Here is a 24,756-nt window from a genome sequence, read left to right as displayed (position 1 = left end):
GAAGCAACCTACTGCCGAAACTCACATAACTCATTGTTTACCAAGGAGTTTTCCGTTTCGACTGCGCCGGAAGTGGGGCGAATTATAGACTTCTGGAATCTGCCGTCAACCCTTGATTTTGCTTTTCTATCAATTAGTTAGAGTTGATTAAAAAACCACCAACAAAGGGCCCGCCGCACCTTCTATATAGAGGAAAGGGTTCAGATAACACCGGCCGCCTTAAGAGCAACCACGTTCGCCGCGCCCAAACCCAGTACATCCTGAAGCACCTGAGCTGTATGCTCACCCAACAGAGGAGGCGCATTGCGGTATTCCACTGGCGTTTTGGACAACCGTATAGGGCTGGCAACCTGAGGCACCATCCCCGCTAATGCGTGAGGCAACTCCATCGCCAACCCACGCGCCTTGACCTGAGGATCGGTAAATACCTGAGCCAAGTCATTGATTGGCCCACAAGGCACACCCACCCGCTCCAACTGCGACACCCACTCAGCCGTCGTCTTGAACACCGTCGCCTGACGAATCAACGGAATCAGTTCCGCCCGATTCGCCACCCGCACCTTATTAGTAGCGAAGCGCGGATCATCCGCCCACTGCGGCTGCCCAGCCACTTCGGCAAACTTACGAAACTGCCCGTCATTACCCACCGTCAAGATGAAGTCACCATCAGCCGTTGGAAAATCCTGATAAGGCACGATATTCGGATGCGCATTGCCCAACCGCTTTGGCGATACGCCTGTCGTCAGGTAATTCATCGCCTGGTTGGCCAGGCAGGCCACCTGCACATCCAGTAACGCCATATCGATGTGCTGCCCGCCACCGTCATGATCGCGATGAGCCAGTGCCGCCAGAATCGCAACCGTCGAGTAGAGCCCCGTAAGAATGTCAGTCAGTGCCACACCTACCTTGACCGGGCCAGCACCGTCATCCCCCTCGGGACGCCCCGTCAGGCTCATAAGTCCGCCCAACCCCTGAATCATGAAGTCATAGCCCGCCCGCGCCGCATAGGGTCCGGTCTGGCCAAAGCCTGTGATCGAGCAGTAGATCAACTCGGGGTTGATCTCCTTCAGCGACTCATAGTCCAACCCATAAGCCGCAAGCCCGCCCACCTTGAAGTTTTCAATGAGGATGTCCGACTTGGCCGCCAGCTCACGCACCAGCGCCTGCCCCTCCGGCCGCGTGAAATCGATCGTCACCGACTGCTTGTTGCGATTGGCCGACAAGTAGTACGCCGCCTCACTGGTGTTCTCGCCATAGGCATCCTTAAGGAAGGGCGGCCCCCAGGCGCGCGTATCGTCGCCGCCGCCCGGCCGCTCGACCTTGATCACTTCAGCCCCAAGGTCCGCAAGGATCTGCCCGGACCAGGGGCCCGCCAGTACTCGCGATAGATCCAGTACCCGCAGATGCGAAAGCGCGCCCATGGCCGTGCTCCTATTAATAGAACGCCTGAAGACCGGTTTGCGCACGCCCCAGAATCAGAGCATGCACGTCATGAGTACCTTCATAGGTATTCACGACCTCCAGGTTGACCAGGTGACGCGCCACCCCGAACTCATCGGAAATGCCGTTGCCACCGAGCATGTCGCGCGCCATACGCGCGATATCCAGGGATTTGCCGCAGGAGTTGCGCTTCATGATCGAAGTGATTTCAACCGCTGCCGTACCTTCATCCTTCATACGCCCCAGACGCAGGCAGCCTTGCAGGGCCAGAGTGATCTCGGTCTGCATGTCGGCCAGTTTCTTCTGGATCAGTTGAGTTGCAGCCAATGGACGGCCGAACTGCTGGCGATCCAGCGTGTACTGGCGAGCGGTATGCCAGCAGAACTCAGCAGCACCCAACGCGCCCCAGGAAATGCCATAACGCGCGGAGTTGAGGCAGGTAAAAGGGCCCTTCAAGCCACGCACGTTCGGGAAAATGTTTTCTTCCGGCACAAATACGTTATCCATGACGATTTCACCGGTGATGGAGGCGCGCAGCCCGACCTTGCCGTGAATCGCCGGTGCACTCAGGCCCTTCCAGCCTTTCTCCAAGACAAAGCCACGGATATCACCGGCGTCGTCCTTGCCCCACACCACAAACACATCCGCGATCGGGCTGTTAGTGATCCACATCTTCGCGCCCGTCAGGCTGTAACCGCCGTCCACTTTTCGAGCCCGGGTAATCATCGCACCTGGATCAGACCCATGATTGGGCTCGGTCAGGCCGAAACAGCCGATCCATTCCCCAGACGCCAACTTCGGCAAGTACTTCTGTTTCTGCGCCTCGGTGCCAAACTCATTGATCGGCACCATGACCAGCGAAGACTGCACACTCATCATCGAGCGATAGCCGGAGTCGACACGCTCCACTTCGCGGGCAATCAACCCATAACTGACGTAATTCAAGCCGCTGCCGCCGTACTGCTCGGGAATCATCGCACCGAGCAAACCGGTCTCGCCCATCTCGCGGAAAATCGCAGGGTCAGTCTTTTCATGGCGAAAGGCTTCAAGCACACGCGGCGCCAGTTTGTCCTGGGCGAACTGCTCAGCACTGTCGCGCACCATGCGCTCTTCTTCGGTGAGCTGCTGATCCAGCAGCAGTGGATCGATCCAGTTGAAGCTTGCCTTGCCAGCCATGAATAAGTCCTCGCGGAAAAAACGGAAGTCGTGGAACCAGCCTAGGCCCGACCGACGCGGAGGGCAAACGAGGTTTCTGCATAGGGTTGTGCTAATTTCTCACTTCGAAACAGCCGACAAGCGCGCATATGCGCTTTACATGTGAGGACACGGTATATGCGCAGAAAAATTCCCAGTACCACCGCCCTGGTCAGTTTTGAAGCGGCGGCCCGCCACGAAAGCTTTACCAAGGCCGCACACGAGCTTTCGATCACTCAAGGCGCCATCTGTCGACAGATCGCCAGCCTTGAGGAGTTTTTGAGTGTCGAGCTGTTTCGTCGCTCACGCCGAGGGGTAAAACTGACGGAAGCAGGACTGTCCTACAGCCGCCGCGTTGCCACACAGCTGGACGCAGTGGAGCGCGATACGCTTTCCGTCATGGGTCAGCAGGGCGCTAACACTATCGAGCTGGCGGTGGTCCCGACATTTGGCACTCAATGGCTGATCCCTCGCCTCAAGGACTTCCAACGCCAGCATCCTGAAGTCACAGTCAACCTCACGAACCGTACACGGCCCTTTCTGTTTGCCGACACCGAATTCGACGCCGCCATCTACTTCGGCGATGCCGACTGGTCCGGTACCGAATCGCACCGCCTGATGGGAGAAAACCCCATCCCCGTGTGCAGCCCTCGGCTATTGGGCAACAGCACACAATTCAGCCCACAGGAAATCGCAGAACTGCCTCTTCTGCAGCAAACGACGAGGCCCTACGCATGGCGCCAATGGTTCAACGCGCAGCAACTGAGCGTACCCCGCGACATGACAGGCCCCCGTTACGAGCTATTCTCGATGTTGTCTCAGGCCGCCATGCATGACATGGGAATCGCGCTGATCCCGCCGTTCCTCATCCAACGCGAATTGGAGGAAGGCCAATTGGTGATCGCAAGCCCAGAGGCGCTGAGCAGTTCGAAGGCGTATTACCTGATGATTCCTGACAGAAAGGTCGAATCAGCCTCATTGCACGCGTTCAGGGATTGGCTCATCGACCAGTCGCAGCGCTACAGCCCAAGTGTTTAAAGGCCAAAGCCATATTGCTGACTTTGTAGTCAGCAAATTTATAATCCTACAGATGTACATATATGTCGCATTTCAACAGACTGTATCTATCGGGCAAAAACAAGCCTCAAGGCCATGATTCATATGGCTTGTAGCGACTAATACAAGCCAATGACCGACTATTCACACCAACGATGTCAAAAGATTGCAAAAGCGCCTGCAGCCCTTTAAGCCCATGTATTTGAAGAGGTTATTTCAGCGTGTTGCGACAATCAGTCACAGGGTGACTTGTAGTTAATTTTTCGTCACCCGTCATAATCCCTTGAAGGCCGTAAAGTTCGCCTGCAAAATGCCGCGCCCCGCTGTCATTTCAGCGGGATCGTGCTGATCGGCCGCCCCAGTTGCGCCACTCGCGGTGCACTGGCCTTTTTACAAAAAGATCAAAAGCAAAAAGATCATGCAGGAGATTTGACGTGCACATTGGTGTTCCTCTCGAAACCCAGACCGGTGAAACGCGGGTGGCTGCCACCCCGGAAACCATCAAGAAGCTGATCGGCCAGGGCCATAAGGTCACTGTACAAAGCGGAGCCGGCATCAAAGCCAGCGTCGTCGACAGTGCCTATGAAACGGCAGGCGCAACCATTGGCAGTGCCAACGATGCGTTTGGCGCCGAGCTGATCCTCAAGGTGGTAGCCCCCAGCGACAGCGAACTTGCGCTGATCAAAAGCGGCACCGTATTGGTGGGCATGCTCAACCCGTTCAGCAACGAAACCATCGCCAAGCTCGCCGAACGCGGCATCACGGCCTTCGCACTGGAAGCCGCTCCACGCACCTCTCGGGCGCAGAGCCTCGACGTGCTGTCGTCCCAGGCCAACATCGCCGGCTATAAAGCCGTACTGCTCGCCGCTCATCACTACCCGCGCTTCATGCCGATGCTGATGACAGCCGCAGGCACCGTGAAGGCAGCACGCGTGCTGATCCTCGGCGCTGGCGTTGCGGGCCTTCAGGCCATCGCCACGGCGAAACGTCTGGGTGCGGTGATCGAAGCGTCTGACGTCCGCCCGGCCGTTAAAGAGCAGATCGAATCCCTCGGCGCCAAATTCGTCGACGTGCCTTACGAGACCGATGAAGAACGCGAATGCGCCGTCGGCGTTGGTGGCTACGCCCGTCCGATGCCGAGCAGCTGGATGCAGCGCCAGGCCCTGGCCGTGCACGAACGCGCCAAGCAGGCCGACATCGTCATCACCACAGCACTGATCCCAGGCCGCAAGGCGCCGACCCTGCTCAGCGCTGAAACCGTCGCACAGATGAAACCCGGCTCCGTGGTGATCGACCTTGCCGCTGCCCAAGGTGGTAACTGCCCGCTGACCGTCGCTGACCAGGTCGTGGTGGAAAACGGCGTGATCATCTGCGGCCCGACCAACCTGGCCGGCGCTGTCGCCGCCGACGCCTCGGCCCTGTACGCGCGCAACCTGCTGGACTTCCTGAAGCTGGTCTTCACCAAGGAAGGGCAGTTTGAAATCAACCTCGAAGACGACATCGTCGCCGCGTGCCTGATGTGCCGCGACGGCCAAGTCATCCGCAAAAACGCCTAAGCAGGGATTCAGACGATGGAAGAGCTTATCTCCCCCGGTATCTACAACCTGATCATCTTTGTGCTGGCGATTTATGTCGGTTACCACGTGGTCTGGAACGTTACCCCCGCGCTGCACACACCATTGATGGCGGTAACCAACGCCATTTCCGCGATCGTGATCGTCGGCGCCATGCTGGCTGCGGCCCTCACTGTCACACCACTGGGCAAGACCATGGGCACCCTGGCCGTGGCACTCGCCGCAGTCAACGTGTTTGGCGGCTTCCTGGTCACCCGCAGAATGCTTGAGATGTTCAAGAAGAAAGCCCCGAAAGTAAAAGAAGAGGCGCCTAAGTAATGAGCATGAATCTCGTCACGACGCTCTACTTGATCGCGTCGATCTGCTTCATCCAGGCGCTCAAGGGCCTGTCGCACCCGACCACGTCGCGACGCGGCAACCTGTTCGGCATGCTCGGCATGGCGCTGGCGGTCCTGACCACCGTCGGCCTCATCTATAAGCTGGGTGCCGAGCTGGCAACGGCAGGCATTGGCTATGTGATTGTCGGCCTGCTGATCGGCGGCACCGCCGGCTCGATCATGGCCAAGCGCGTAGAAATGACCAAGATGCCTGAACTGGTAGCGTTCATGCACAGCATGATCGGCCTGGCTGCAGTGCTCATCGCAATTGCCGCAGTAGTGGAGCCGCAATCCTTAGGCATCGTCAAAAACCTGGGAGACGCTATTCCTGCAGGCAACCGCCTGGAGTTGTTCCTTGGCGCAGCTATCGGCGCAATCACCTTCTCCGGTTCGGTGATTGCATTCGGCAAACTGTCGGGCAAGTACAAGTTCCGCCTGTTCCAGGGCGCACCGGTACAGTTCGGCGGCCAGCATAAACTCAATCTGGTACTGGGCTTGCTGACGCTGGGCTTGGGCCTGGCATTTATGTTCACCGGCAACCTCACCGCCTTCGCGCTGATGCTGGCCCTGGCCTTCGTGCTGGGCGTGCTGATCATCATCCCGATCGGCGGCGCCGACATGCCTGTGGTCGTGTCGATGCTCAACAGCTACTCCGGCTGGGCAGCGGCGGGTATCGGTTTCTCGCTGAACAACTCGATGCTGATCATCGCCGGTTCCCTGGTGGGCTCCAGCGGCGCGATCCTGTCGTACATCATGTGCAAGGCGATGAACCGTTCCTTCTTTAATGTACTGCTCGGCGGTTTCGGCAATGCGCCGGACGCAGGTGCCGCAGCCGGATCTAAAGAAGCACGCCCGGTCAAATCCGGTTCGGCTGACGATGCGACCTTCCTGCTGACCAACGCCGATACCGTGATCATCGTTCCGGGCTACGGCCTGGCAGTGGCACGGGCGCAACACGCGCTCAAGGAACTGACCGAGAAGCTGACCCACCACGGCGTCACCGTGAAGTACGCGATCCACCCGGTGGCGGGCCGTATGCCAGGCCACATGAACGTCCTGCTCGCCGAGGCAGAAGTGCCTTACGACCAGGTGTTCGAGATGGAAGACATCAACTCCGAGTTCGGCCAGGCCGACGTGGTGCTGGTGCTGGGCGCGAACGACGTGGTCAACCCGGCCGCCAAGAACGATCCGAACTCCCCGATTGCGGGAATGCCGATTCTCGAAGCCTTCAAGGCCAAGACGATCATCGTCAACAAACGCTCGATGGCCAGCGGCTACGCTGGCTTGGACAACGAGCTGTTCTACCTGGACAAGACCATGATGGTCTTCGGTGATGCCAAGAAGGTCATCGAAGACATGGTCAAAGCCGTCGAGTAACACTGCTTCAGCGCAATACTCGAAACCCCGGCTTCCAGTAGGCTGGGGTTTTTTATTACCACATGAAACCCGACCAAAGGCTCTAAATCGCTGTCTGGCATTCGACCATGGTAGCGGGCCGAAATTTTTTGAAATCACTAAACTGCGCACCTTGCTTCCGTAGCCTGAGATAACAATCCATGTACCGTGATCGTATCCGCTTGCCTTCGTTGTTGAACAAGGTCATGAGCGCGGCAGACGCCGCCGCACTGATCGAGGACGGCATGACCGTCGGCATGAGCGGCTTCACCCGTGCCGGTGAAGCCAAGGCCGTCCCACACGCTCTGGCTGAACGCGCCAAGACCTCGCCGCTGAAAATCACCCTGATGACCGGCGCCAGCCTGGGCAATGACCTGGACAAGCAACTGACCGAAGCGGGCGTACTGTCGCGACGCATGCCGTTCCAGGTCGACAGCACCTTGCGCAAGGCGATCAACGCCGGCGAAGTGATGTTTATCGACCAGCACCTGTCGGAAACCGTCGAGCAACTGCGCAACAATCAGCTCAAGCTGCCGGATATTGCGGTGATTGAGGCGGTCGCGATCACTGAGCAAGGCCATATTGTGCCAACAACCTCGGTTGGCAACTCGGCCAGCTTTGCGATTTTCGCCAAGCAGGTAATCGTCGAGATCAACCTGGCACACAACCCGAACCTGGAAGGGTTGCACGACATCTATATCCCGACGTACCGGCCAACCCGTACGCCAATTCCGTTGGTGAAGGTCAATGACCGGATCGGCAGTACTGCGATTCCGATCCCACCGGAAAAGATCGCCGCCATCGTCATCACCAACCAGGCCGACTCCGCATCGACCGTGACGCCACCCGACAGTGACACCCAAGGCATCGCCAATCACCTGATCAACTTCCTCAAGCAGGAAGTCGACGCCGGCCGCATGACCAACAAACTCGGGCCGTTGCAGGCCGGCATCGGCAATATCGCCAACGCGGTGATGTGTGGCTTGATCGAATCGCCGTTCGAAGAACTGACCATGTATTCGGAAGTGTTGCAGGATTCGACCTTCGACCTGATCGACGCGGGCAAGCTGAGCTTTGCGTCGGGCAGCTCGATCACCCTGTCGGAGCGCCGCAATGCCGACGTGTTCGGCAACTTGGAGAAGTACAAGGACAAACTGGTACTACGCCCGCAAGAGATCTCCAACCACCCTGAAGTGGTGCGTCGCCTGGGCATCATCGGCATCAACACCGCGCTGGAGTTCGACATCTACGGCAACGTCAACTCCACCCATGTCTGTGGCACACGGATGATGAACGGTATTGGCGGCTCCGGGGATTTCGCGCGCAATGCGCACCTGGCGATCTTTGTTACCAAATCCATTGCCAAAGGCGGGGCGATTTCCAGCGTGGTGCCGATGGTCAGCCATGTGGACCACACCGAGCATGACGTCGACATCCTGGTCACCGAGGTTGGGCTTGCCGACCTGCGTGGCCTGGCACCACGGGAACGGGCGCGGGTGATCATCGATAACTGTGTGCACCCCGCCTACCGCGATGCCCTGAACAGTTACTTCAACGCCGCCTGCGCCATCGGCGGGCACACCCCGCACATCCTGCGTGAAGCACTGAGCTGGCACATCAACCTGGAAGAAACCGGGCATATGCTCAAGGCGTGATTGATACAGATCCGGGCTGATGCAAACACAGTTTCATCAGCTTGATCTCTTCACTGCCCTTTCTAGAAAAAACTGTACTGCTGTACCGGTCATTTCCTACCGAAATATCCCACACATCACGTCTAAAACACCTATTTCGCACCACTTCAGTGCGGACAGGTACAGTTGCCCCATTTCTGTACAGTACAGCACCCATAAACAGTTAACTGGCCCCTCACAATACAGGTGAACTGTATCTAGAGAGTCTTGCGCCGGAAGAGGATCATTGGCATCAGTTAAACCACTACCTAATCCCGCCACAAGCGGAAGGATGTCATCATGGAACGTACACTCAGTTCCGATCTGTTCTTCGAAGAAAAAGCTGTAAACACCCAGGCCTCCCTGCCTCTGCGCGTTATCGCCAACCTGATGTTGTGGCAGCGCCGCATCTCCAGCCGCCATCAACTGGCTCGCCTGGATTCGCGTCTGCTGGCTGACGCAGGCATCAGCGAAGCTCAACGCTACGAAGAGCTGAGCAAGCCGTTCTGGCGCTAACTTAGCGCTCGCTGGCCCTGACCTACCGGGTCCACCGCCAGCACCCTGATTTGTCAAAACAAAGCCCGCCCCGGGAAACCGGAGGCGGGCTTTGTTGTTTTCAGGGTTTGGGTTTTCAAAGGGAAAACAGTGGCACCATTCGCAGACAGGTACAGTTTAAAAAATACAACAGTTAAGCAGTACAATTTAACTCCAGTGTATCTGTATCGGTCACATGCTCTCACTGAACATGGTGTTCCAAGACCTCATGAAAGGTGCACGCCATGAACAAGCCAACCCACAGCCATAAGCGGTTGTTACGTCGAGCCGCTTCGACCCTCGCCAAATGGCTGCGCCAGGCCTATGAACGGCGCCAGCTGTCTCAGCTTGATAGCCGTGAACTGTCCGACCTGGGCATCAGCCCTGGCGATCGGATGAACGAGCTGTCCAAACCGTTCTGGCGTGACTAGGCAGTCAAGACGCTTCCCGAACGGATAAACGGCGGCTTAATATCCAGTCACCACGTGGCGAACCGCGTAGTACGGGCGTCTGATCCCCAATGGTTGCCCTGCGCCACCCTATCCGTTCATCTACAGGAGTCATCCCATGTCCCGTCTTCGCCTGCTGAGTGCCGCCGCCCTGTTGGCCCTGGCTGCCAACGCCAATGCGACCAGCTTCATCGTGACCACCGACTCCATCGTCGGCGCGCTGAAAGCCACCTCCGACGCCACTTCCGATGCAACTTCATCCCTGCGCGACAACAAAGTCGTACGCGCTGCCCGTGACGACGCCGCCAGCTTTGTCGCCAGCGAAGGCGCCATCCGTGGCGTGAAACTGGAAAGCGCCCTGGCCCAGATCCGCCAACAAGCGCCGCAGCTGAACAGCGCAACTGACGCACAGTTGGCCCAGGCCATCCTGGCGATCTGAATGCAAGGCTGATGCCTGGGCGCTGGCTCTCGCCCGGGCATTACGCTAGCCTTGGCGCTCGTTTTCAGTTGTCGAGTCCCATGGCTTTTTCATACCGCCTGTTAATAGTTCCTGTATTGCTTTGCGCCGCCTGGTCGCCCTTGGCTTCGGCCTTCGACCTGACCACGCAGAGCACCGTCGCCAGTGCGTACGCCACCAGCAAGGTGACTTCCGCACCCTTCGACAGAAAAGTGATAATGGCCGCCCAGGATGACGCTGCCGCGTTTATCGCCACTGACGGCCAATGGCGGGGGGCACGGTTGGAGTCAGCGCTGGATTATCTGCGCAGCAGCCAACCAAAACTTAACGCCAGCGACCTTGAACTGGCGCAAGCAATTCTCGTCCAATAATCATCTTTATATTTCTATCTTTGTATTCGGAGTCATCCCATGCGTAGCCCGCTGATCGCCGCCGCCCTTGGCCTGCTGTTATTGGCCGATGTTGCCCAGGCACAGACCCTGGTGGCCACCAGTAACATCATTGTTCGCGCCTCTGGCCGCACCATTGATTTCACCTCGGACACCACCACTTCAATACGCGACTCCAAAGTCGTGCGCGAAGCCCACGACGACGCTGCCAGCTTCGTCGCTACCAACGGCGAGATCCGTGGCGCACGCCTGGAAGCCGCCTTCGACACCCTGCGCACACGACTGCCGGAAGCCCGCGACGCCAGTGACCAGACCCTCGCCGAAGCTATCCTCGCACTGTGAGGCGAATGGCCGCCTGGCTCCTGGCCGGGGTTGTGCTGCTGTGCGCCAGCGCAGCCCAAGCCGGGCTGCAACTGCGGCTCAAGACCGATGGCTTGAGCCCGGCTGAACAGCAGGCCAGCCAGGCGTTGCTCGACGAAGCGATGCGCGCTTTACCGCCTAGCTTCATCGAGCAGTTGGACCGCCGCATCGATGTCGGCTGGACCGACAAGATGCCCGAGAACGCCTACGGGCAAGCCTCCCTAGTGTCCGAGCTGGACCTCAACCGCAACTTGCTCGCCAGCCTGACCGACGGCAGCGCCGCCACCCAGAAAACCAATCGCCCCCATGGCACCGTGCGCCGCGAGATGCTCGCCACTGTGCTGCATGAACTGACCCACATTTATGACCGTGCACGCCTCTGGTCCAAAGCAGACCGCGCACTGATCAACCGCTGCAGCCGCCAGAACAATCTCACCGGCCTGATCGGCCTGCCTGATCAATGCCGTGGCCAGAATGGCCGACGCTTTACCCTCAGCGATGACCCGCGCCTGCTGGACCTTGCCGGCTGGCCGCAATACGTCGGTCGTCGTGGCGAGCGCGAACAGAACAACCATCAGGTCGCGCGCAGCCCGGACATCTACGAAACCACCAGCCCCTTGGAATTCGTCGCAGTCAACATGGAGTACTTCCTGCTTGACCCGAGCTACGCCTGCCGCCGTCCCTCGCTGTTCCGTTACTACAAAGAACACTTTGGCTGGGCGCCGCCGAATCAAGACACCTGCGCCAACACCTACGCATTCCTGAACGCCGGCAACGATTTCGCCAAGACGCCGCTGGGCCATGTCGACCCGGAGCGCGTCTACGAAATCGACTACCTGCTGGCCGAAGCCAACCAGAACCTGGTGAGCCGCTGGGGCCACAGCATGTTGCGCCTGGTGATCTGCGCACCGGGTCGCCCACGTGGACCGGATTGTCGGTTGGACCTGGACCAGCACCTGGTGTTGTCCTACCGGGCGTTCGTGGGTGACGTACAGCTGTCGAGCTGGGACGGACTGGTCGGCAAATACCCGTCGCGCCTGTTTGTCCTGCCGTTGGCGCAAGTGATCGACGAGTACACCAAGACCGAGTTGCGCGGCCTGGCCTCCGTGCCGTTGAAACTGACCCGCCAGGAAATCAACGATACCGTCGAGCATGCCGCCGAGATGCACTGGAGCTACGACGGCAACTACTTCTTCATTTCCAACAACTGTGCAGTGGAGAGCCTGAAACTGTTACGCAGCGGCAGCGCCAACCCGCAACTGACCGGTCTGGACAACATCACGCCCAACGGTTTGCTTGAGGTATTGAGTGCCCGCGGCCTGGCCGACACCAGCGTCTTGGACGACAAACGCCGGGCGTTACGCCTGGGCTATCACTTCGACTCCTTCCGCGAACGCTACCAGGCGATGTTCGATGTGCTGCGCAAACACCTGCCGATCAAACAGACCCAGGTCGAAGACTGGCTGTCTCTCAGCGCAGAGGAGCGCCGCCAGTGGTTCGGCCAGGCCGATCTGCGCACCAGCGCCGCGTTGTTACTGCTTGAGCAGGCGAGCTTTCGCAAGCAGTTGATGCTGGCCCAGGACGAAGTCAAACAACGCTACCTCGGCGCCCGCGAACTGAAAAACGGTGGCATGGAGAAAGCCAACGCTACGCTGCAACAGATCCTCGCCAACAGCGGTTTCCTCAGTCGCCCGGCAGAACTCTTGGGCAGCGGCGGCTATGGCCTGCCGCAACCTTCGGAAGCCCAGCGCCTGGAATCGGAAAGCGCCGAGCGCCAGAAGCAACTGCAATCACTGACTGGCGAGCTGGATAAAGAGGTGAGGGCGCTGCTGGAGCCTTCGCGCTCTGCCGAGATCGCCGCCTGCGAAGCCAACCTCAAGCAGGTCGGCGAACACCTGCGCAGCCTGCACAAAGCCGCCGGCGGCCTCGAACTGCCCTGATCAACTGGCGGTAAACACCGCTCTAATGTGGGAGCTGGCTTGCCTGCGATAGCGGTGGGCCAGGCAACGGTAATGCAGGCTGTGCTGACGCCATCGCAGGCAAGCCAGCTCCCACATTTGATCTGCGTGTGCCTTAAGACCGTGCGCCTTCCCCTCATCACCTGTTTTCTCAGCGAAAGCTGGCTGAAAGCTTACCCGTCTAGGATCGCCTCCACTGCCGGCAACAGACCGGCTGTTAACAACAACAATGGTGATTCCCGATGTCCGCTCGTACCCGCCTGTTCGCCCCCACTCCACCCGTACGCCTCGTGCCTTTCGCTCTGCGCTGACCCCCCCTCGGTTCGCCATTCCCTAGCCGCGCTACGCCTGGAGTACTCCTATGCTGACTTTCCTTGGCTTTGCCATGGTCATCACGTTCATGTTCCTGATCATGACCAAGCGCCTGTCCGCGCTGATCGCCTTGATCATCGTGCCGATCCTGTTCGCGCTGTTCGGCGGTTTCGCGCCGGAGATCGGCCCGATGATGCTTGCGGGCATCACCAAGCTCGCGCCGACCGGCGTGATGCTGATGTTCGCCATTCTCTACTTTGCCCTGATGATCGACTCCGGCCTGTTCGACCCGGCCGTGCGCAAGATCCTCAAGATGGTCAAGGGCGACCCGCTGAAAGTCTCGGTCGGCACCGCGGTGCTGGCCCTGGTCGTGTCCCTCGACGGTGACGGCGCCACCACCTACATGATCTGCGTGGCCGCCATGCTGCCGCTGTACCAGCGCATCGGCATGAGCCCGCGGATCATGGCCGGCCTGATCATCCTCGCCGGCGGCGTGATGAACATGACGCCTTGGGGCGGCCCGACCGCCCGTGCCGCGAGTGCGCTGCATGTGGACCCATCGGACATTTTCGTACCGATGATCCCGGCCATGGCCGCCGGCGTCGTCGCCATCCTGGTGATCGCCTACATGTACGGCCTGCGCGAACGTGCACGCCTGGGTGAATTGCACCTGCAAGGCGACGAGATCGACCACAGCGAAATCAGCGTGTCGCAATTCCCGGACGCCCGACGTCCGAAGCTGATCTGGTTCAACGGCGCGCTGACCTTCGCCCTGATGTGCACCCTGATCGCCGGCCTATTGCCACTGCCAGTGCTGTTCATGGTGGCGTTCAGTATCGCGATGATCGTCAACTACCCGTGCCTGCAGATGCAGAAGGACCGCGTCGCCGCCCACTCCGGCAGCGTATTGGCGGTGGTGGGGCTGATCTTCGCGGCCGGTATCTTCACCGGCATCCTGTCGGGCACCGGCATGGTCGATGCCATGTCCAAGAGCCTGCTGGCCGTTATCCCTGAAGCGCTGGGCCCGTACCTGGCCGTGATCACCGCGCTGGTGAGCATGCCGTTTACGTTCTTCATGTCCAACGATGCGTTCTACTACGGCGTACTACCAGTCCTCGCCGAAGCCGCCAGCCACTACGGCATCACTGCCGCAGAAATGGGCCGTGCGTCGATCGTCGGCCAACCGGTGCACCTGTTGAGCCCGCTCGTACCTTCAACTTACCTGCTGGTCGCTTTGGCGGGTATCGAATTTGGCGATCACCAGCGCTTCACCCTCAAGTGGGCAGTGCTGGTATGCCTGTGCATAATGGTCGCCGCGTTGCTGATGGGGATTATTCCGCTGTTCAGCACTCTATAATCGTACCAACTCAACCGCGCGGCGCTGCAGCTTGCGCGGTTTAACACTTGCTCAAAGGAATACACATGGAATGGCTGACCAATCCGGAAATCTGGATTGCCTTCTTCACCCTGACGGCCCTCGAGATCGTCCTGGGCATCGATAACATCATCATGATTTCGATCCTGGTCAGCCGCATGCCCAAGCATATGCAGGCGCGCACCCGGATCTTCGGCCTGGCGCTGGCCATGATCACGCGCATCCTGTTGCTGCTGTCGATCACCTGGGTGATGCAACTAACCGCCGACCTCTTTGTGGTCTTCGGCCAAGGCATTTCCGGTCGCGACCTGATCCTGTTCTTCGGTGGCCTGTTCCTGCTGTGGAAAAGCTCCCAGGAGATGTACCACGCGCTGGAAGGTGAAGACGAAACCCACGACGAGCCGAAGGGCGCCGGTGGCAAGTTCATCTACACCATCATCCAGATCGCGATCATCGACATCGTGTTCTCCCTGGACTCGGTCATCACCGCTGTCGGCATGGTGTCCCATGTCCCGGTCATGGTCGCGGCGATTGTCGTGGCGGTACTGGTGATGATGCTGGCGGCCGGCACCATCAGCGAATTCATCGACAAGCACCCGTCGCTGAAAATGCTGGCGCTGTCGTTCCTGCTGGTCGTAGGTACCGTGCTGATCGCCGAATCCTTCGATGTGCACGTGCCAAAAGGCTACGTCTACTTCGCCATGGCGTTCTCGCTGGCGGTGGAAGCGGTGAACATCAAGATGCGCACCGCCATCGCGAAAAAGAAAAAACAGCAGGATCCGGTGAAACTGCGCAAAGACATTCCGGGTCAATAAACCCGAGCCAGACAAAAAGGGGCTTTTCAAGCCCCTTTTTTGCATCCACAAAAAGTTGATTTCATGACAGTTTTGTTTCAATCCCCACTTTAGCTATGCGATGCTGGCGCAGAGCCCATTCGCCAACTACAGCTTAAGTACAAGACGTAGAGCGGCACGCGGCAACTTTCCTTCGCTCACTTTAGAGCGCACCCACACGGGGGGCCGAGCATGCTGACCTTGCTCAATCTGCTTTCCGCCGTGACCCTGCTGATCTGGGGCACGCACATCGTCCGTACCGGCATCCTGCGGGTCTACGGGTCCAACTTGCGCCAAGTCATCGGGCAGAACATGTCCAAGCGCTGGCTGGCGTTTATCGCCGGTATCCTGGTGACGGCCATGGTGCAGAGCAGCAACGCCACGGCGATGCTGGTGACCTCTTTCGTCGGCCAGGGCCTGATGGGCCTGATGCCCGCCCTGGCGACCATGCTCGGCGCCGATGTCGGTACTGCATTGATGGCGCGGGTGCTGACGTTCGATTTGTCCTGGCTGTCGCCGCTGCTGATTTTTCTCGGGGTGATTTTCTTCCTGTCGCGCAAGCAAACGCGGGCAGGGCAGTTGGGACGCGTGGGGATCGGCCTCGGGCTGATCATCCTCGCGCTACAACTCATCGTCGAAGCCGCCGGCCCCATCACCCACGCCCAAGGCGTGAAAGTGCTGTTCGCGTCCTTGACCGGCGACATCCTCCTCGACGCCTTGGTCGGCGCCTTATTCGCGATGATTTCCTACTCCAGCCTGGCGGCCGTCCTACTGACCGCGACCCTGGCCGGCGCAGGCGTGATCGGCTTGCACGTGGCCATCGGCCTGGTGATCGGCGCCAACATCGGCAGCGGCGTGTTGGCCTTTCTCAGCACCAGCATGCAGAACGCGGCCGGGCGCCAAGTGGCGCTGGGCAGCCTGTTGTACAAATTGATCGGCCTGTTGCTGATCATTCCTGTGCTGGACCCGCTGGTGCTGTGGATGGATGGCTTGGACTACAGCGCCCAAGGCATGGTCATCACCTTCCACCTGCTCTACAACGTCAGCCGTTGCCTGATCCTGTTGCCCACCATCGGCCCGATGGCAAAACTGTGCGCGTGGCTGCTGCCCGAGCGCGAAGAGGTCAACGGCAAGGCCAAGCCGCGCCATCTGGACCTGACGGCACTCAGCACCCCAAGCCTGGCCCTGGCCAACGCCGCCCGTGAAACCCTGCGCCTGGGCGACCTGATCGACAACATGCTGACCGCCATGCAGGAAGTGCTGCGCGGCAAACAGACCGCCATCACCCAGGAAATGCGCAGCCTCAGCGACGACGTCGAATCGCTGTACAGCGCGATCAAGCTCTACCTGGCGCAAATGCCCCGCGAAGACCTCAGTGAACAGGACAGCCGGCGCTGGGCCGAAATCATCGAGCTGTCGATCAACCTGAAACTGGCCGGCGACCTGATCGAACGCATGCTGCGCAAAGTTCAGCAGCAGAAAACTTCCCAGCGTCGCCAGTTTTCGGAAGTGGGCCTGGAAGAACTCACTGGCCTGCACAGTCAGTTGATCGCCAACCTGCGCCTGGGCCTGTCGGTGTTCCTGAGCGCCGACCCGGAAAGTGCCCGCCAATTGCTGCGCGAAAAACGCCGATTCCGCGCCCAGGAACGCCGCCTGGCCCACGCGCACGTGAGTCGCCTGCAGAGAAAAATCGTACAGAGTCTGGAGACCAGCTCCCTACACCTGGAGCTGATTGCGGACATGAAACGCCTCAACTCGTTGTTTTGCAGCAGTGCTTATGTAGTGTTGGAAACGTCCGACACCGGCGCGCTCTCCGCCGAAGATATTGCCGACATCACACACTCGCCTTGAACGGATGATGGCCCGCGAAGTCAGTTAAAACTGACCTCACTCGCCAGGAAGCTTGTTATGCGTCGCCTGTTGTTCGCCTGCCTGCTCATGGGTTCTGCCCATGCCTTCGCCTTTGACCGCCTGCAAGTCGAGGGCTACACCTTGCCCAACGGCCTGCAATTGCTGCTCAAGCCGGGCACCGAACGTGGGCATGTGGCGATCCGCCTGGTGGTGGGCGTGGGTCTGGATGACTTCAGTTGCGAGGACAAAGAGCTGCCGCACCTGCTGGAACACTTGCTGTTCAGCGGCATCGACGGCGGTGGAGAAGGTGAGCTGGAAGACCGCATGCAAGCCCTGGGCGGCGAGTGGAATGCCTATACCAGCAACGCCGACACCACCTTCGTGATCGAGGCGCCCGCGCAAAACCAGCGCAAGGTGCTGGACCTGTTGCTGGCGATCCTCACCCGCACCGAATTGACCGACGCCAATATCGACGCCGCCAAGCGGGTGGTGGAGCGCGAAGACGGCGGCCACTACTCACACCTGCAACGCCTGCTGGACCGCCAGGATCTAGGCCACACCGCCAGCAATCAACTGGCCGTCGAGCTGGGCCTCAAATGCGCCGAACGCGCCGAGGTCGACCATCTGACTCGCGACCAGTTGGAGAACCTGCGCAAAAACTGGTACGCGCCCAACAACATGACCCTGATCATCGTCGGTGACCTCGACAAATTGCTACCGGCCTATCTGGAACGTACCTATGGCCAACTCGACCCGGTCGAACCCACGGAACACCCGGCACTCCCGGAAATCCAGCGTGCCGCCGCCACCCACCGCGAACTGATCCACGGCTGGGTCGGCGATAGCGCCAAACTGCACTGGCTGTTCCCGGAGCCGGTACTGGACGACGGGCATGATGAAACCTACGACCTGCTCAAGGACTACCTCGACTGGGCGCTGTACCGCCAACTGCGCCTCAACCACGGTTTGTCCTACGGCCCGTGGAGTGAACGCGAAGTGCTCGGCGGCGTCGGCTTCCTCAGCCTGAACGCCGACCTGGAGCGGGAAAACCTGCCCGAAGCCGAACAGGTCCTTCAGGACCTCAGGGCGCAGTTGCTCAAAGACGGCCTGGACCCTGCGGTATTCGCCCGCCTGCAACAAGCCGCGGTCGCCCGCCAGGCCTGGGCCGTGCAGGGCAACAGCGCATTGGCCGACTATTACTGGAGCGCTTCCGGTGACTACAACAACGGGCATTTCAGCGACCCGGTCAAACGCATCAAGGCCGTGAGCCTGGACCAGACCAACCAGGCCATGCGCCAAGTGTTCAAGCAGCCGGGCTACTGGCGCATCGAGAAACCGCTGCTCAGTTACGACGGGCTCAGCTGGATCGGTGCCGGTGTCCTCGGGCTGATCGCCTTTGTGTTGATTGGCGTGCGGGTTTATCGCAAACGGATTGCGTAATCGGGCAACGAACAACGGGCTAAGACGTTATTCTATCTGGGATTTTTTCCTACAAAGACTGCGAACTGCCGAATGCAAAACCTCACCCGTTTGATCACCCGCATCCTCGAACTGATGAAGCGCTACCCAGGGGTGATTGCACTCGGCGGCTTCATCTCGGGCGTGGGCAGCTTCATTCTGGTGGATCGCCAGCAGGGCATGGCCAGTTGGATCGCGGTGATCATGCTGGTGAGCTGGTTGTGGCTGATGCTGGAAAACAGCTTCACCCAGCTGTTCACCAAGGTCTTCAAGCGCGAAATCCCCGAACCGCTGCTGCGCTACGCGACCCAGATGATCCACCAGGAAAGCCTGTTCTTTGTGTTGCCGTTCTTTTTCATCACCACAGCGTGGAACAGCGGCCAATCGGTGTTCACCGGCCTGCTCGGCGCGGCGGCGCTGGTGTCGATCGTCGACCCGCTGTACTACAAATGGCTGGCGCCCAAACGCTCACTGTTCCTCGCGCTGCACACCTTCACCCTGTTCGCCGCGCTGCTCACTGCGCTGCCGATCATCCTGCACCTGACCACGGCCGAAAGTTACAAACTCGCCTTGGGCGTGGCCATGGCATTGTCGATTCCAACCCTGGCCGTGAGCATGCCGCTACGCAGCCTTAAAGGCTGGGCGATGTTGCTCGGGGTCACGGCCGCCATTGGGTGCGCCGGGTGGTTCCTGCGCAGTTGGGTGCCGCCGGCCACCTTGTGGATGACCGAAGTGGCCATCAGCACCCAACTGCAAGACCGCACGCCGGGCGACGACCTCAAGGAAGTCACCGCCGCCCAACTGCGCGGCGGCGGGTTGTACGCCTACACCGCGATCAATGCGCCGCGCGGGTTGGATGAGCGCATCTACCATGTGTGGCAATTCAACGGCAAAGAGGTCGACCGCATCGCCCTGGATATCCACGGCGGGCGCAAAGAGGGCTATCGCGCCTGGACCCACAAACAGAATTTCCCCGGCGACGCCGTGGGCCGCTGGCAAGTGCGGGTACTGACCGAAGACGGGCAGGTGATCGGCGTGTTGCGCTTCAAAGTGACGGACTCAGCACAAACGGACAACCCAAAGTAGGCAGGTTCGTGCTATTACGTAGGAATTGTGGATAGCCAAACAAAGCTCGGAGCTTATGACCCCCCCTACGACGGCCGGTGCAGCCCACCTCGACACGTCCACCACCCCGCCACAACTGAGGATTACGGGGGACTGGACGCTTGCCCACTACGCCAACCTGAAGAAGCTGTCGGACACGCTCGACGGCCAATACGATGCCGGCGCACGCATCGACCTCAACGGCCTCGGCGCCCTGGATACTGCCGGCGCGTCGTTGCTGGTGGAGTTGCTGGGGCCAAGCCGCATCGAGCAATCCGCCGAGCAGACCGATTGCAGTCTGTCTGCCGCTGACCGCGCCCTGCTCAAGACCGTCTACCGTTCCCTGAATGATTTTTGCGTGCCGGACAAGGCGCCCGAAGAAACCGCCGGCATCCAGGTGCTGGCGCGCATTGGCCGAGCGGTGGACACCGTCTGGCAGGACAGCAAGAAACTGCTGGGTTTTATCGGCCTGATCCTCGAAACCTTCGCCCGTGGCATTTTCCGTCCCAAGCGCTGGCGCATCACGCCCATGGTCGCGCACCTGGAACAGGTCGGCCTCGACGCCGCGCCCATCGTGGCCCTGCTGACCTTTCTGGTGGGTGCCGTGGTGGCATTCCTCGGCGCCACTGTGCTCAAGAGTTTTGGCGCAACTATTTTTACCGTCGACTTGGTGGCGTTCTCTTTCCTGCGGGAATTCGGCGTGTTGCTGACCGCGATCCTGATCGCCGGTCGCACAGCCAGTGCCTTTACCGCCCAAATCGGCTCGATGAAGGCCAACGAAGAAATCGACGCGATCCGCACCCTGGGGCTGGACCCGATGGAGCTGCTGGTGCTGCCTCGCGTGCTGGCATTGCTGGTGGCGCTGCCGATGCTGACATTCCTGGCGATGCTCTCGGGGATTGTCGGCGGCGGCGTGGTCTGCGCCGTGGCCCTGGATATTTCGCCAGCGATGTTCCTCTCGTTGCTTCAATCAGACATTGGCGTGCAGCACTTCCTGGTGGGCATGGTGAAAGCGCCGGTCTTCGCGTTCCTGATCGCCGCCATTGGCTGCCTGGAAGGCTTCAAGGTCAGCGGCAGCGCTGAGTCCGTCGGCGCCCACACCACCTCCAGCGTGGTGCAATCGATCTTTGTGGTGATCGTGCTGGATGCGGTCGCCGCGCTGTTCTTCATGGAGATGGGCTGGTGAGTCGTCTACACCGAGCGCCCGCCAAGGCGGTGATTGAAGTGCGCGGGCTGTGCAATCGCTTTGGCAGCCAGAGCGTGCACGAGAACCTCGACCTGGATTTGTACAAAGGCGAGATCCTCGCGGTGGTCGGTGGCTCCGGCAGCGGCAAGTCGGTGCTGCTGCGCAGTATCGTCGGCCTGCGTCGACCCAGCGAAGGTGAGGTGCGGGTGTTTGGCAAGAACCTGCCGAGCCTGCCGGAACATGAGCGCTCTCTGGTGGAACGGCGCTTTGGCGTGCTGTTCCAGAAAGGCGCGCTGTTCTCTTCGCTGACGGTCACCGAGAACGTTGCATTGCCGTTGATCGAACACGCGGGCCTCAGCCGCCGCGACGCCGAACATCTGGCCGCAGTAAAACTGGCCCTGGCCGGGTTGCCATTGTCGGCGGCCGACAAGTACCCGGCGTCACTGTCCGGCGGCATGATCAAACGCGCCGCCCTGGCCCGCGCGTTGGCCCTGGACCCGGACATCCTGTTCCTCGATGAACCCACCGCCGGCCTCGACCCGATCGGCGCGGCGCAATTCGACCAATTGATCCTGACCCTGCGCGATGCGTTGGGCCTGAGCGTGTTCCTGGTCACCCACGACCTGGACACGCTGTACACCATCACCGACCGCGTGGCGGTGCTGGCGCAGAAGAAAGTGCTGGTGGCCGATGCCATTGATGTTGTCTCGGAAACGGACGACGCATGGATCCACGAATATTTCCACGGCCCCCGTGGCCGCGCGGCATTGGATGCCGCTCAATCGCTTAACGAGGTATGACATGGAAACCCGAGCCCATCATGTGATGATCGGTCTGTTCAGCGTGATCGTGGTGGTCGGCGCGATGCTGTTCGGCCTGTGGCTGGCCAAGTCCAGCGTCGACAGCGCCTTCCAGGACTACGAAGTGATCTTCAACGAGGCGGTCAGCGGCCTGTCCCAGGGCAGTTCGGTGCAGTACAGCGGGATCAAGGTGGGCGATGTCATCAGCCTGAGCCTGGACCCCAAGGATCCGCGCCGCGTCCTGGCACGTATCCGCCTGGCCGGGCAGACGCCGGTCAAGGAAGACACCCAGGCCAAGCTGGCCCTGACCGGCATCACGGGTACCTCGATCATCCAGCTCAGCGGCGGCACCCCACAGAGTCCCGAACTCAAGGGCAAGGACGGTAACCTGCCACAGATCATCGCCTCACCATCGCCCATCGCGCGCCTGCTGAACAACAGCAACGACCTGATGACCAGCGTCAACCTGCTGCTGCACAACGCCAACCACATGTTCTCCCGCGAGAATGTCGAACGCCTGAGCAATACGTTGGACAACCTGCAACAAACCACCGGTGCCATCGCCGACCAGCGCGGCGATATCAAGGTGGTGATGCAACAACTGATGCAGGTGAGCAAACAGGCGAGCGCCGCCCTGGAGCAGACCACCGTGCTGATGCGCAACGCCAACGGCTTGCTCAACGAACAAGGCAAGCAGGCCTTCGGCAGTGCCGAGCAGGCCATGAAATCCCTTGAACAAAGCACCGCGACCATCAATACCTTGTTGACCAACAACAAGGACTCGGTGAACAGCGGCATGCAAGGCCTCAACGAACTGGCGCCGGCCGTGCGCGAACTGCGCGAAACCCTCGGTTCGCTACGCGCCATCTCCCGCCGCCTGGAAGCCAACCCCAGCGGTTACCTGCTGGGCAGCGACAAGAACAAGGAGTTCACGCCATGAAGCGTGCTTACCAAATGATCGCCCCGGTGGCCCTGGCACTGGTGAGCGCGTGCTCGATCCTGCCCAAGGCCGACCCTTCCGATGTGTATCGCCTGTCCTCGGCCCAGACAGCCAGCAAGGCCGCGCCGGTCAGTTGGTCACTGCGCGTGAACAAGCCGCAGACCAGCGAATTTCTCGACAGCCCGCGCATTGCCGTGGTGCCTAATGGCGACCTGATCAGCAGTTATGCCAACTCGCGCTGGAGCGACCCGTCGCCGGTGCTGCTGCGCAACCGCTTCATGGACGGCTTCCAGCGCGATGGCCGGGTGACGCTGCTGAGCACTGACGATACCAATCTGCAGTCCGACTATGAGCTGGGCGGTCAACTGCAGGCGTTCCAGAGTGAATACCACGGCAGTGCGGTGGAGGTGGTGATTCGCCTGGATGCGCGGTTGGTGCGGGGGCGTGATCAGCGGATCGTTGCCAGCCGACGGTTTGAGGTGCGGCAGCCGGTGAGCGACACCAAGGTGCCAGCGGTGGTGGCCGGGTTTGGGCAGGCGGGGGATCAGTTGAACAAGCAGGTGGTGGATTGGGTGGTGAGTCAAGGCACGGCAGCACACCCACTGTAGGAGCGAGCTTGCTCGCGAAAATCGTCAACGATAACGCAGCGCTATCAGCCAGCCCGCGTTGCCGATACGTTCTTCGCGAGCAAGCTCGCTCCTACAGGTTTGGGTGTAAGCCTCAGCCAAAGAACCAGTAGCACACCGCAATAGCAGCAACGACACCGGCCAATTCCGCCAACAACGCACACCCCACGGCATGCCGCGCGCGCTGGATGCCCACCGAGCCGAAATACACCGCCAACACATAGAAGGTGGTCTCGGTACTGCCCTGGATCGTCGCCGCCACCAGTGCCGGGAAGCTGTCCACACCTTGAGTCTGCATGGTCTCGATCAACATCGCCCGCGCAGCGCTGCCGGAAAATGGCTTGACCATCGCAGTCGGCAAGGCATCGACAAAGCGTGTGTCCATACCGGTCCAGGCGACCACATGGCGAATGCCTTCCAGGCCGAAATCCAGAGCGCCCGAAGCGCGCAACACACCCACGGCACACAGCATCGCCACCAGGTAGGGCAGCAGGTTCTTGGCCACGTCGAAGCCTTCTTTTGCGCCTTCGACAAATGCCTCGTACACCTTGACCTTGCGCAACGCGCCGATCACCAGGAACAGCATGATCAAGCCGAACAGCGTGAGGTTGCCCAGGATCGACGACAGGCCAGCCAGCGCCGTCGCGGACAACGTGGCCAACAACGCCATGAAACCGCCCAACACCAGCGCACCCGGAATCAGATAGGCCAGCACCACCGGGTCCCACAGCCGCAGGCGCTGCATGATCGCCACCGAGAGCAGGCCGACCAGGGTTGAGGCGCTGGTCGCCAGTAGGATCGGCAGGAACACCAGCGTCGGGTCCGCCGCGCCTTGCTGGGCGCGGTACATGAAGATGGTCACCGGCAGCAGCGTCAGCGAGGACGCGTTGAGCACCAGGAACAGGATCTGCGCGTTACTCGCGGTGTTGGGGATCGGGTTGAGTTCCTGTAGCGCCTTCATCGCTTTCAAGCCGATGGGCGTGGCCGCGTTATCCAGGCCCAGGCCGTTGGCGGCGAAGTTGAGGGTGATCAAGCCGATGGCAGGGTGGCCGGCGGGCACTTCCGGCATCAGGCGGCGGAACAGCGGGCCGAGGGCCTTGGCCAGCCAATCGACGATTCCGGCCTTCTCGGCGATGCGCAAGAAACCCAGCCACAAGGTCAGGGTGCCGAACAGCAGCACCATGACTTCCACCGACAGTTTGGCCATGGCGAAAATGCTTTCGACCATTGCCGCGAAAATTCCGGCGTTACCGCCGACCAGCCATTGCGCCAGTGCCGACACCATTGCCACGACAAAGAAGCCAAGCCACAGGCCATTGAGCATCAGTTGAATCCCCCGAAGAATGGAGCGAATGATAGCGGGGCTGGCAGAAACGACAAACCCCGGAATGATCCGGGGTTTGCCTTAGAGCTGT

Annotated in this window: 23 protein-coding genes; 20 read left to right on the top strand and 3 right to left on the bottom strand. The window is 60.2% G+C overall.

Going from position 1 to position 24,756, the window contains the following annotated elements:
• Nucleotides 1-200: 200 nt before the first annotated feature.
• Complete coding sequence (locus tag HX793_RS27340; RefSeq protein WP_177096723.1) at nt 201-1,421, bottom strand: CaiB/BaiF CoA transferase family protein; 1,221 nt, start codon at nt 1,419-1,421, stop codon at nt 201-203.
• A 13-nt stretch (nt 1,422-1,434) separates the two neighbouring features.
• Nucleotides 1,435-2,616, bottom strand: coding sequence for an acyl-CoA dehydrogenase (locus tag HX793_RS27335; protein ID WP_177058523.1), 1,182 nt, complete (start codon nt 2,614-2,616; stop codon nt 1,435-1,437).
• A gap of 156 nt (nt 2,617-2,772) precedes the next feature.
• Here HX793_RS27335 and HX793_RS27330 point away from each other — a divergent pair, with 156 nt between their 5' ends.
• The 20 genes from HX793_RS27330 (at nt 2,773) to HX793_RS27235 (ending at nt 23,323) form a co-directional block, all read left to right on the top strand.
• Nucleotides 2,773-3,672, top strand: coding sequence for a LysR family transcriptional regulator (locus HX793_RS27330; protein ID WP_177058525.1), 900 nt, complete (start codon nt 2,773-2,775; stop codon nt 3,670-3,672).
• A gap of 452 nt (nt 3,673-4,124) precedes the next feature.
• Nucleotides 4,125-5,246, top strand: a complete 1,122-nt coding sequence (locus HX793_RS27325) for a Re/Si-specific NAD(P)(+) transhydrogenase subunit alpha (protein WP_016978818.1) — start codon at nt 4,125-4,127, stop codon at nt 5,244-5,246.
• A 15-nt stretch (nt 5,247-5,261) separates the two neighbouring features.
• On the top strand, nt 5,262-5,582 hold the full coding sequence (locus HX793_RS27320) for an NAD(P) transhydrogenase subunit alpha part 2 (RefSeq protein ID WP_003187417.1): 321 nt from the start codon (nt 5,262-5,264) through the stop codon (nt 5,580-5,582).
• Nucleotides 5,582-7,018: an NAD(P)(+) transhydrogenase (Re/Si-specific) subunit beta gene (locus tag HX793_RS27315; protein ID WP_177096721.1), complete on the top strand. Its 1,437-nt coding sequence runs from the start codon at nt 5,582-5,584 to the stop codon at nt 7,016-7,018. Before HX793_RS27320 ends, HX793_RS27315 begins: the two co-directional genes overlap by 1 nt.
• A gap of 179 nt (nt 7,019-7,197) precedes the next feature.
• Nucleotides 7,198-8,691: a succinyl-CoA:acetate CoA-transferase ScpC gene (gene scpC / locus HX793_RS27310; protein WP_177052882.1), complete on the top strand. Its 1,494-nt coding sequence runs from the start codon at nt 7,198-7,200 to the stop codon at nt 8,689-8,691.
• Between the two features lie 318 nt (nt 8,692-9,009).
• Nucleotides 9,010-9,225: a DUF1127 domain-containing protein gene (locus tag HX793_RS27305; protein ID WP_010168694.1), complete on the top strand. Its 216-nt coding sequence runs from the start codon at nt 9,010-9,012 to the stop codon at nt 9,223-9,225.
• Between the two features lie 263 nt (nt 9,226-9,488).
• Nucleotides 9,489-9,674, top strand: coding sequence for a DUF1127 domain-containing protein (locus HX793_RS27300; protein WP_016978815.1), 186 nt, complete (start codon nt 9,489-9,491; stop codon nt 9,672-9,674).
• Between the two features lie 136 nt (nt 9,675-9,810).
• The gene (locus HX793_RS27295) at nt 9,811-10,131 is read left to right on the top strand and encodes a DUF2388 domain-containing protein (protein ID WP_016978814.1); all 321 of its coding nucleotides are present in this window, start codon (nt 9,811-9,813) and stop codon (nt 10,129-10,131) included.
• Nucleotides 10,132-10,211: 80 nt separating this feature from the next.
• Nucleotides 10,212-10,520, top strand: a complete 309-nt coding sequence (locus HX793_RS27290) for a DUF2388 domain-containing protein (protein ID WP_177096719.1) — start codon at nt 10,212-10,214, stop codon at nt 10,518-10,520.
• Nucleotides 10,521-10,559: 39 nt separating this feature from the next.
• Nucleotides 10,560-10,880 carry a DUF2388 domain-containing protein gene (locus HX793_RS27285; protein WP_028618669.1) on the top strand — a complete coding sequence of 107 codons (321 nt, stop codon included), beginning with the start codon at nt 10,560-10,562 and terminating at the stop codon, nt 10,878-10,880.
• On the top strand, nt 10,877-12,838 hold the full coding sequence (locus tag HX793_RS27280; protein ID WP_177052881.1) for a DUF7844 domain-containing protein: 1,962 nt from the start codon (nt 10,877-10,879) through the stop codon (nt 12,836-12,838). The genes HX793_RS27285 and HX793_RS27280 overlap by 4 nt, the downstream gene beginning before the upstream one ends.
• A gap of 379 nt (nt 12,839-13,217) precedes the next feature.
• Nucleotides 13,218-14,525, top strand: a complete 1,308-nt coding sequence (locus tag HX793_RS27275) for a CitMHS family transporter (protein ID WP_016978810.1) — start codon at nt 13,218-13,220, stop codon at nt 14,523-14,525.
• Nucleotides 14,526-14,590: 65 nt separating this feature from the next.
• A complete protein-coding gene (locus tag HX793_RS27270) occupies nt 14,591-15,358 on the top strand; it encodes a TerC family protein (RefSeq protein ID WP_016978809.1) in 768 nt (255 codons plus the stop codon).
• A 210-nt stretch (nt 15,359-15,568) separates the two neighbouring features.
• Nucleotides 15,569-17,227 (top strand): Na/Pi cotransporter family protein, encoded by a 1,659-nt coding sequence (locus HX793_RS27265; protein WP_016978808.1) that lies wholly within the window; start codon nt 15,569-15,571, stop codon nt 17,225-17,227.
• A 57-nt stretch (nt 17,228-17,284) separates the two neighbouring features.
• A complete protein-coding gene (locus HX793_RS27260) occupies nt 17,285-18,667 on the top strand; it encodes a M16 family metallopeptidase (RefSeq protein ID WP_177096717.1) in 1,383 nt (460 codons plus the stop codon).
• Nucleotides 18,668-18,739: 72 nt separating this feature from the next.
• Nucleotides 18,740-19,771 (top strand): DUF5924 family protein, encoded by a 1,032-nt coding sequence (locus HX793_RS27255; RefSeq protein ID WP_177052879.1) that lies wholly within the window; start codon nt 18,740-18,742, stop codon nt 19,769-19,771.
• A 55-nt stretch (nt 19,772-19,826) separates the two neighbouring features.
• Complete coding sequence (locus tag HX793_RS27250) at nt 19,827-20,975, top strand: ABC transporter permease (RefSeq protein ID WP_095014153.1); 1,149 nt, start codon at nt 19,827-19,829, stop codon at nt 20,973-20,975.
• Nucleotides 20,972-21,775: an ABC transporter ATP-binding protein gene (locus HX793_RS27245; protein ID WP_177052878.1), complete on the top strand. Its 804-nt coding sequence runs from the start codon at nt 20,972-20,974 to the stop codon at nt 21,773-21,775. Before HX793_RS27250 ends, HX793_RS27245 begins: the two co-directional genes overlap by 4 nt.
• 1 nt (nt 21,776) lies before the next feature.
• Nucleotides 21,777-22,715, top strand: coding sequence for an MlaD family protein (locus HX793_RS27240; RefSeq protein WP_095014151.1), 939 nt, complete (start codon nt 21,777-21,779; stop codon nt 22,713-22,715).
• Nucleotides 22,712-23,323 (top strand): ABC-type transport auxiliary lipoprotein family protein, encoded by a 612-nt coding sequence (locus tag HX793_RS27235; protein WP_177052877.1) that lies wholly within the window; start codon nt 22,712-22,714, stop codon nt 23,321-23,323. Before HX793_RS27240 ends, HX793_RS27235 begins: the two co-directional genes overlap by 4 nt.
• A gap of 112 nt (nt 23,324-23,435) precedes the next feature.
• Here HX793_RS27235 and HX793_RS27230 read toward each other — a convergent pair whose 3' ends face one another.
• Nucleotides 23,436-24,665 carry a nucleoside recognition domain-containing protein gene (locus HX793_RS27230; protein ID WP_016978801.1) on the bottom strand — a complete coding sequence of 410 codons (1,230 nt, stop codon included), beginning with the start codon at nt 24,663-24,665 and terminating at the stop codon, nt 23,436-23,438.
• Between the last annotated feature and the right edge of the window lie 91 nt (nt 24,666-24,756).

Origin of the sequence: Pseudomonas reactans, from assembly GCF_013387025.1 — a bacterium.
GTDB lineage: Bacteria > Pseudomonadota > Gammaproteobacteria > Pseudomonadales > Pseudomonadaceae > Aquipseudomonas > Aquipseudomonas reactans.
The sequence above is the reverse complement of the archived record's forward strand: the minus strand, read 5'-3'. Positions and strand labels throughout refer to the sequence as shown.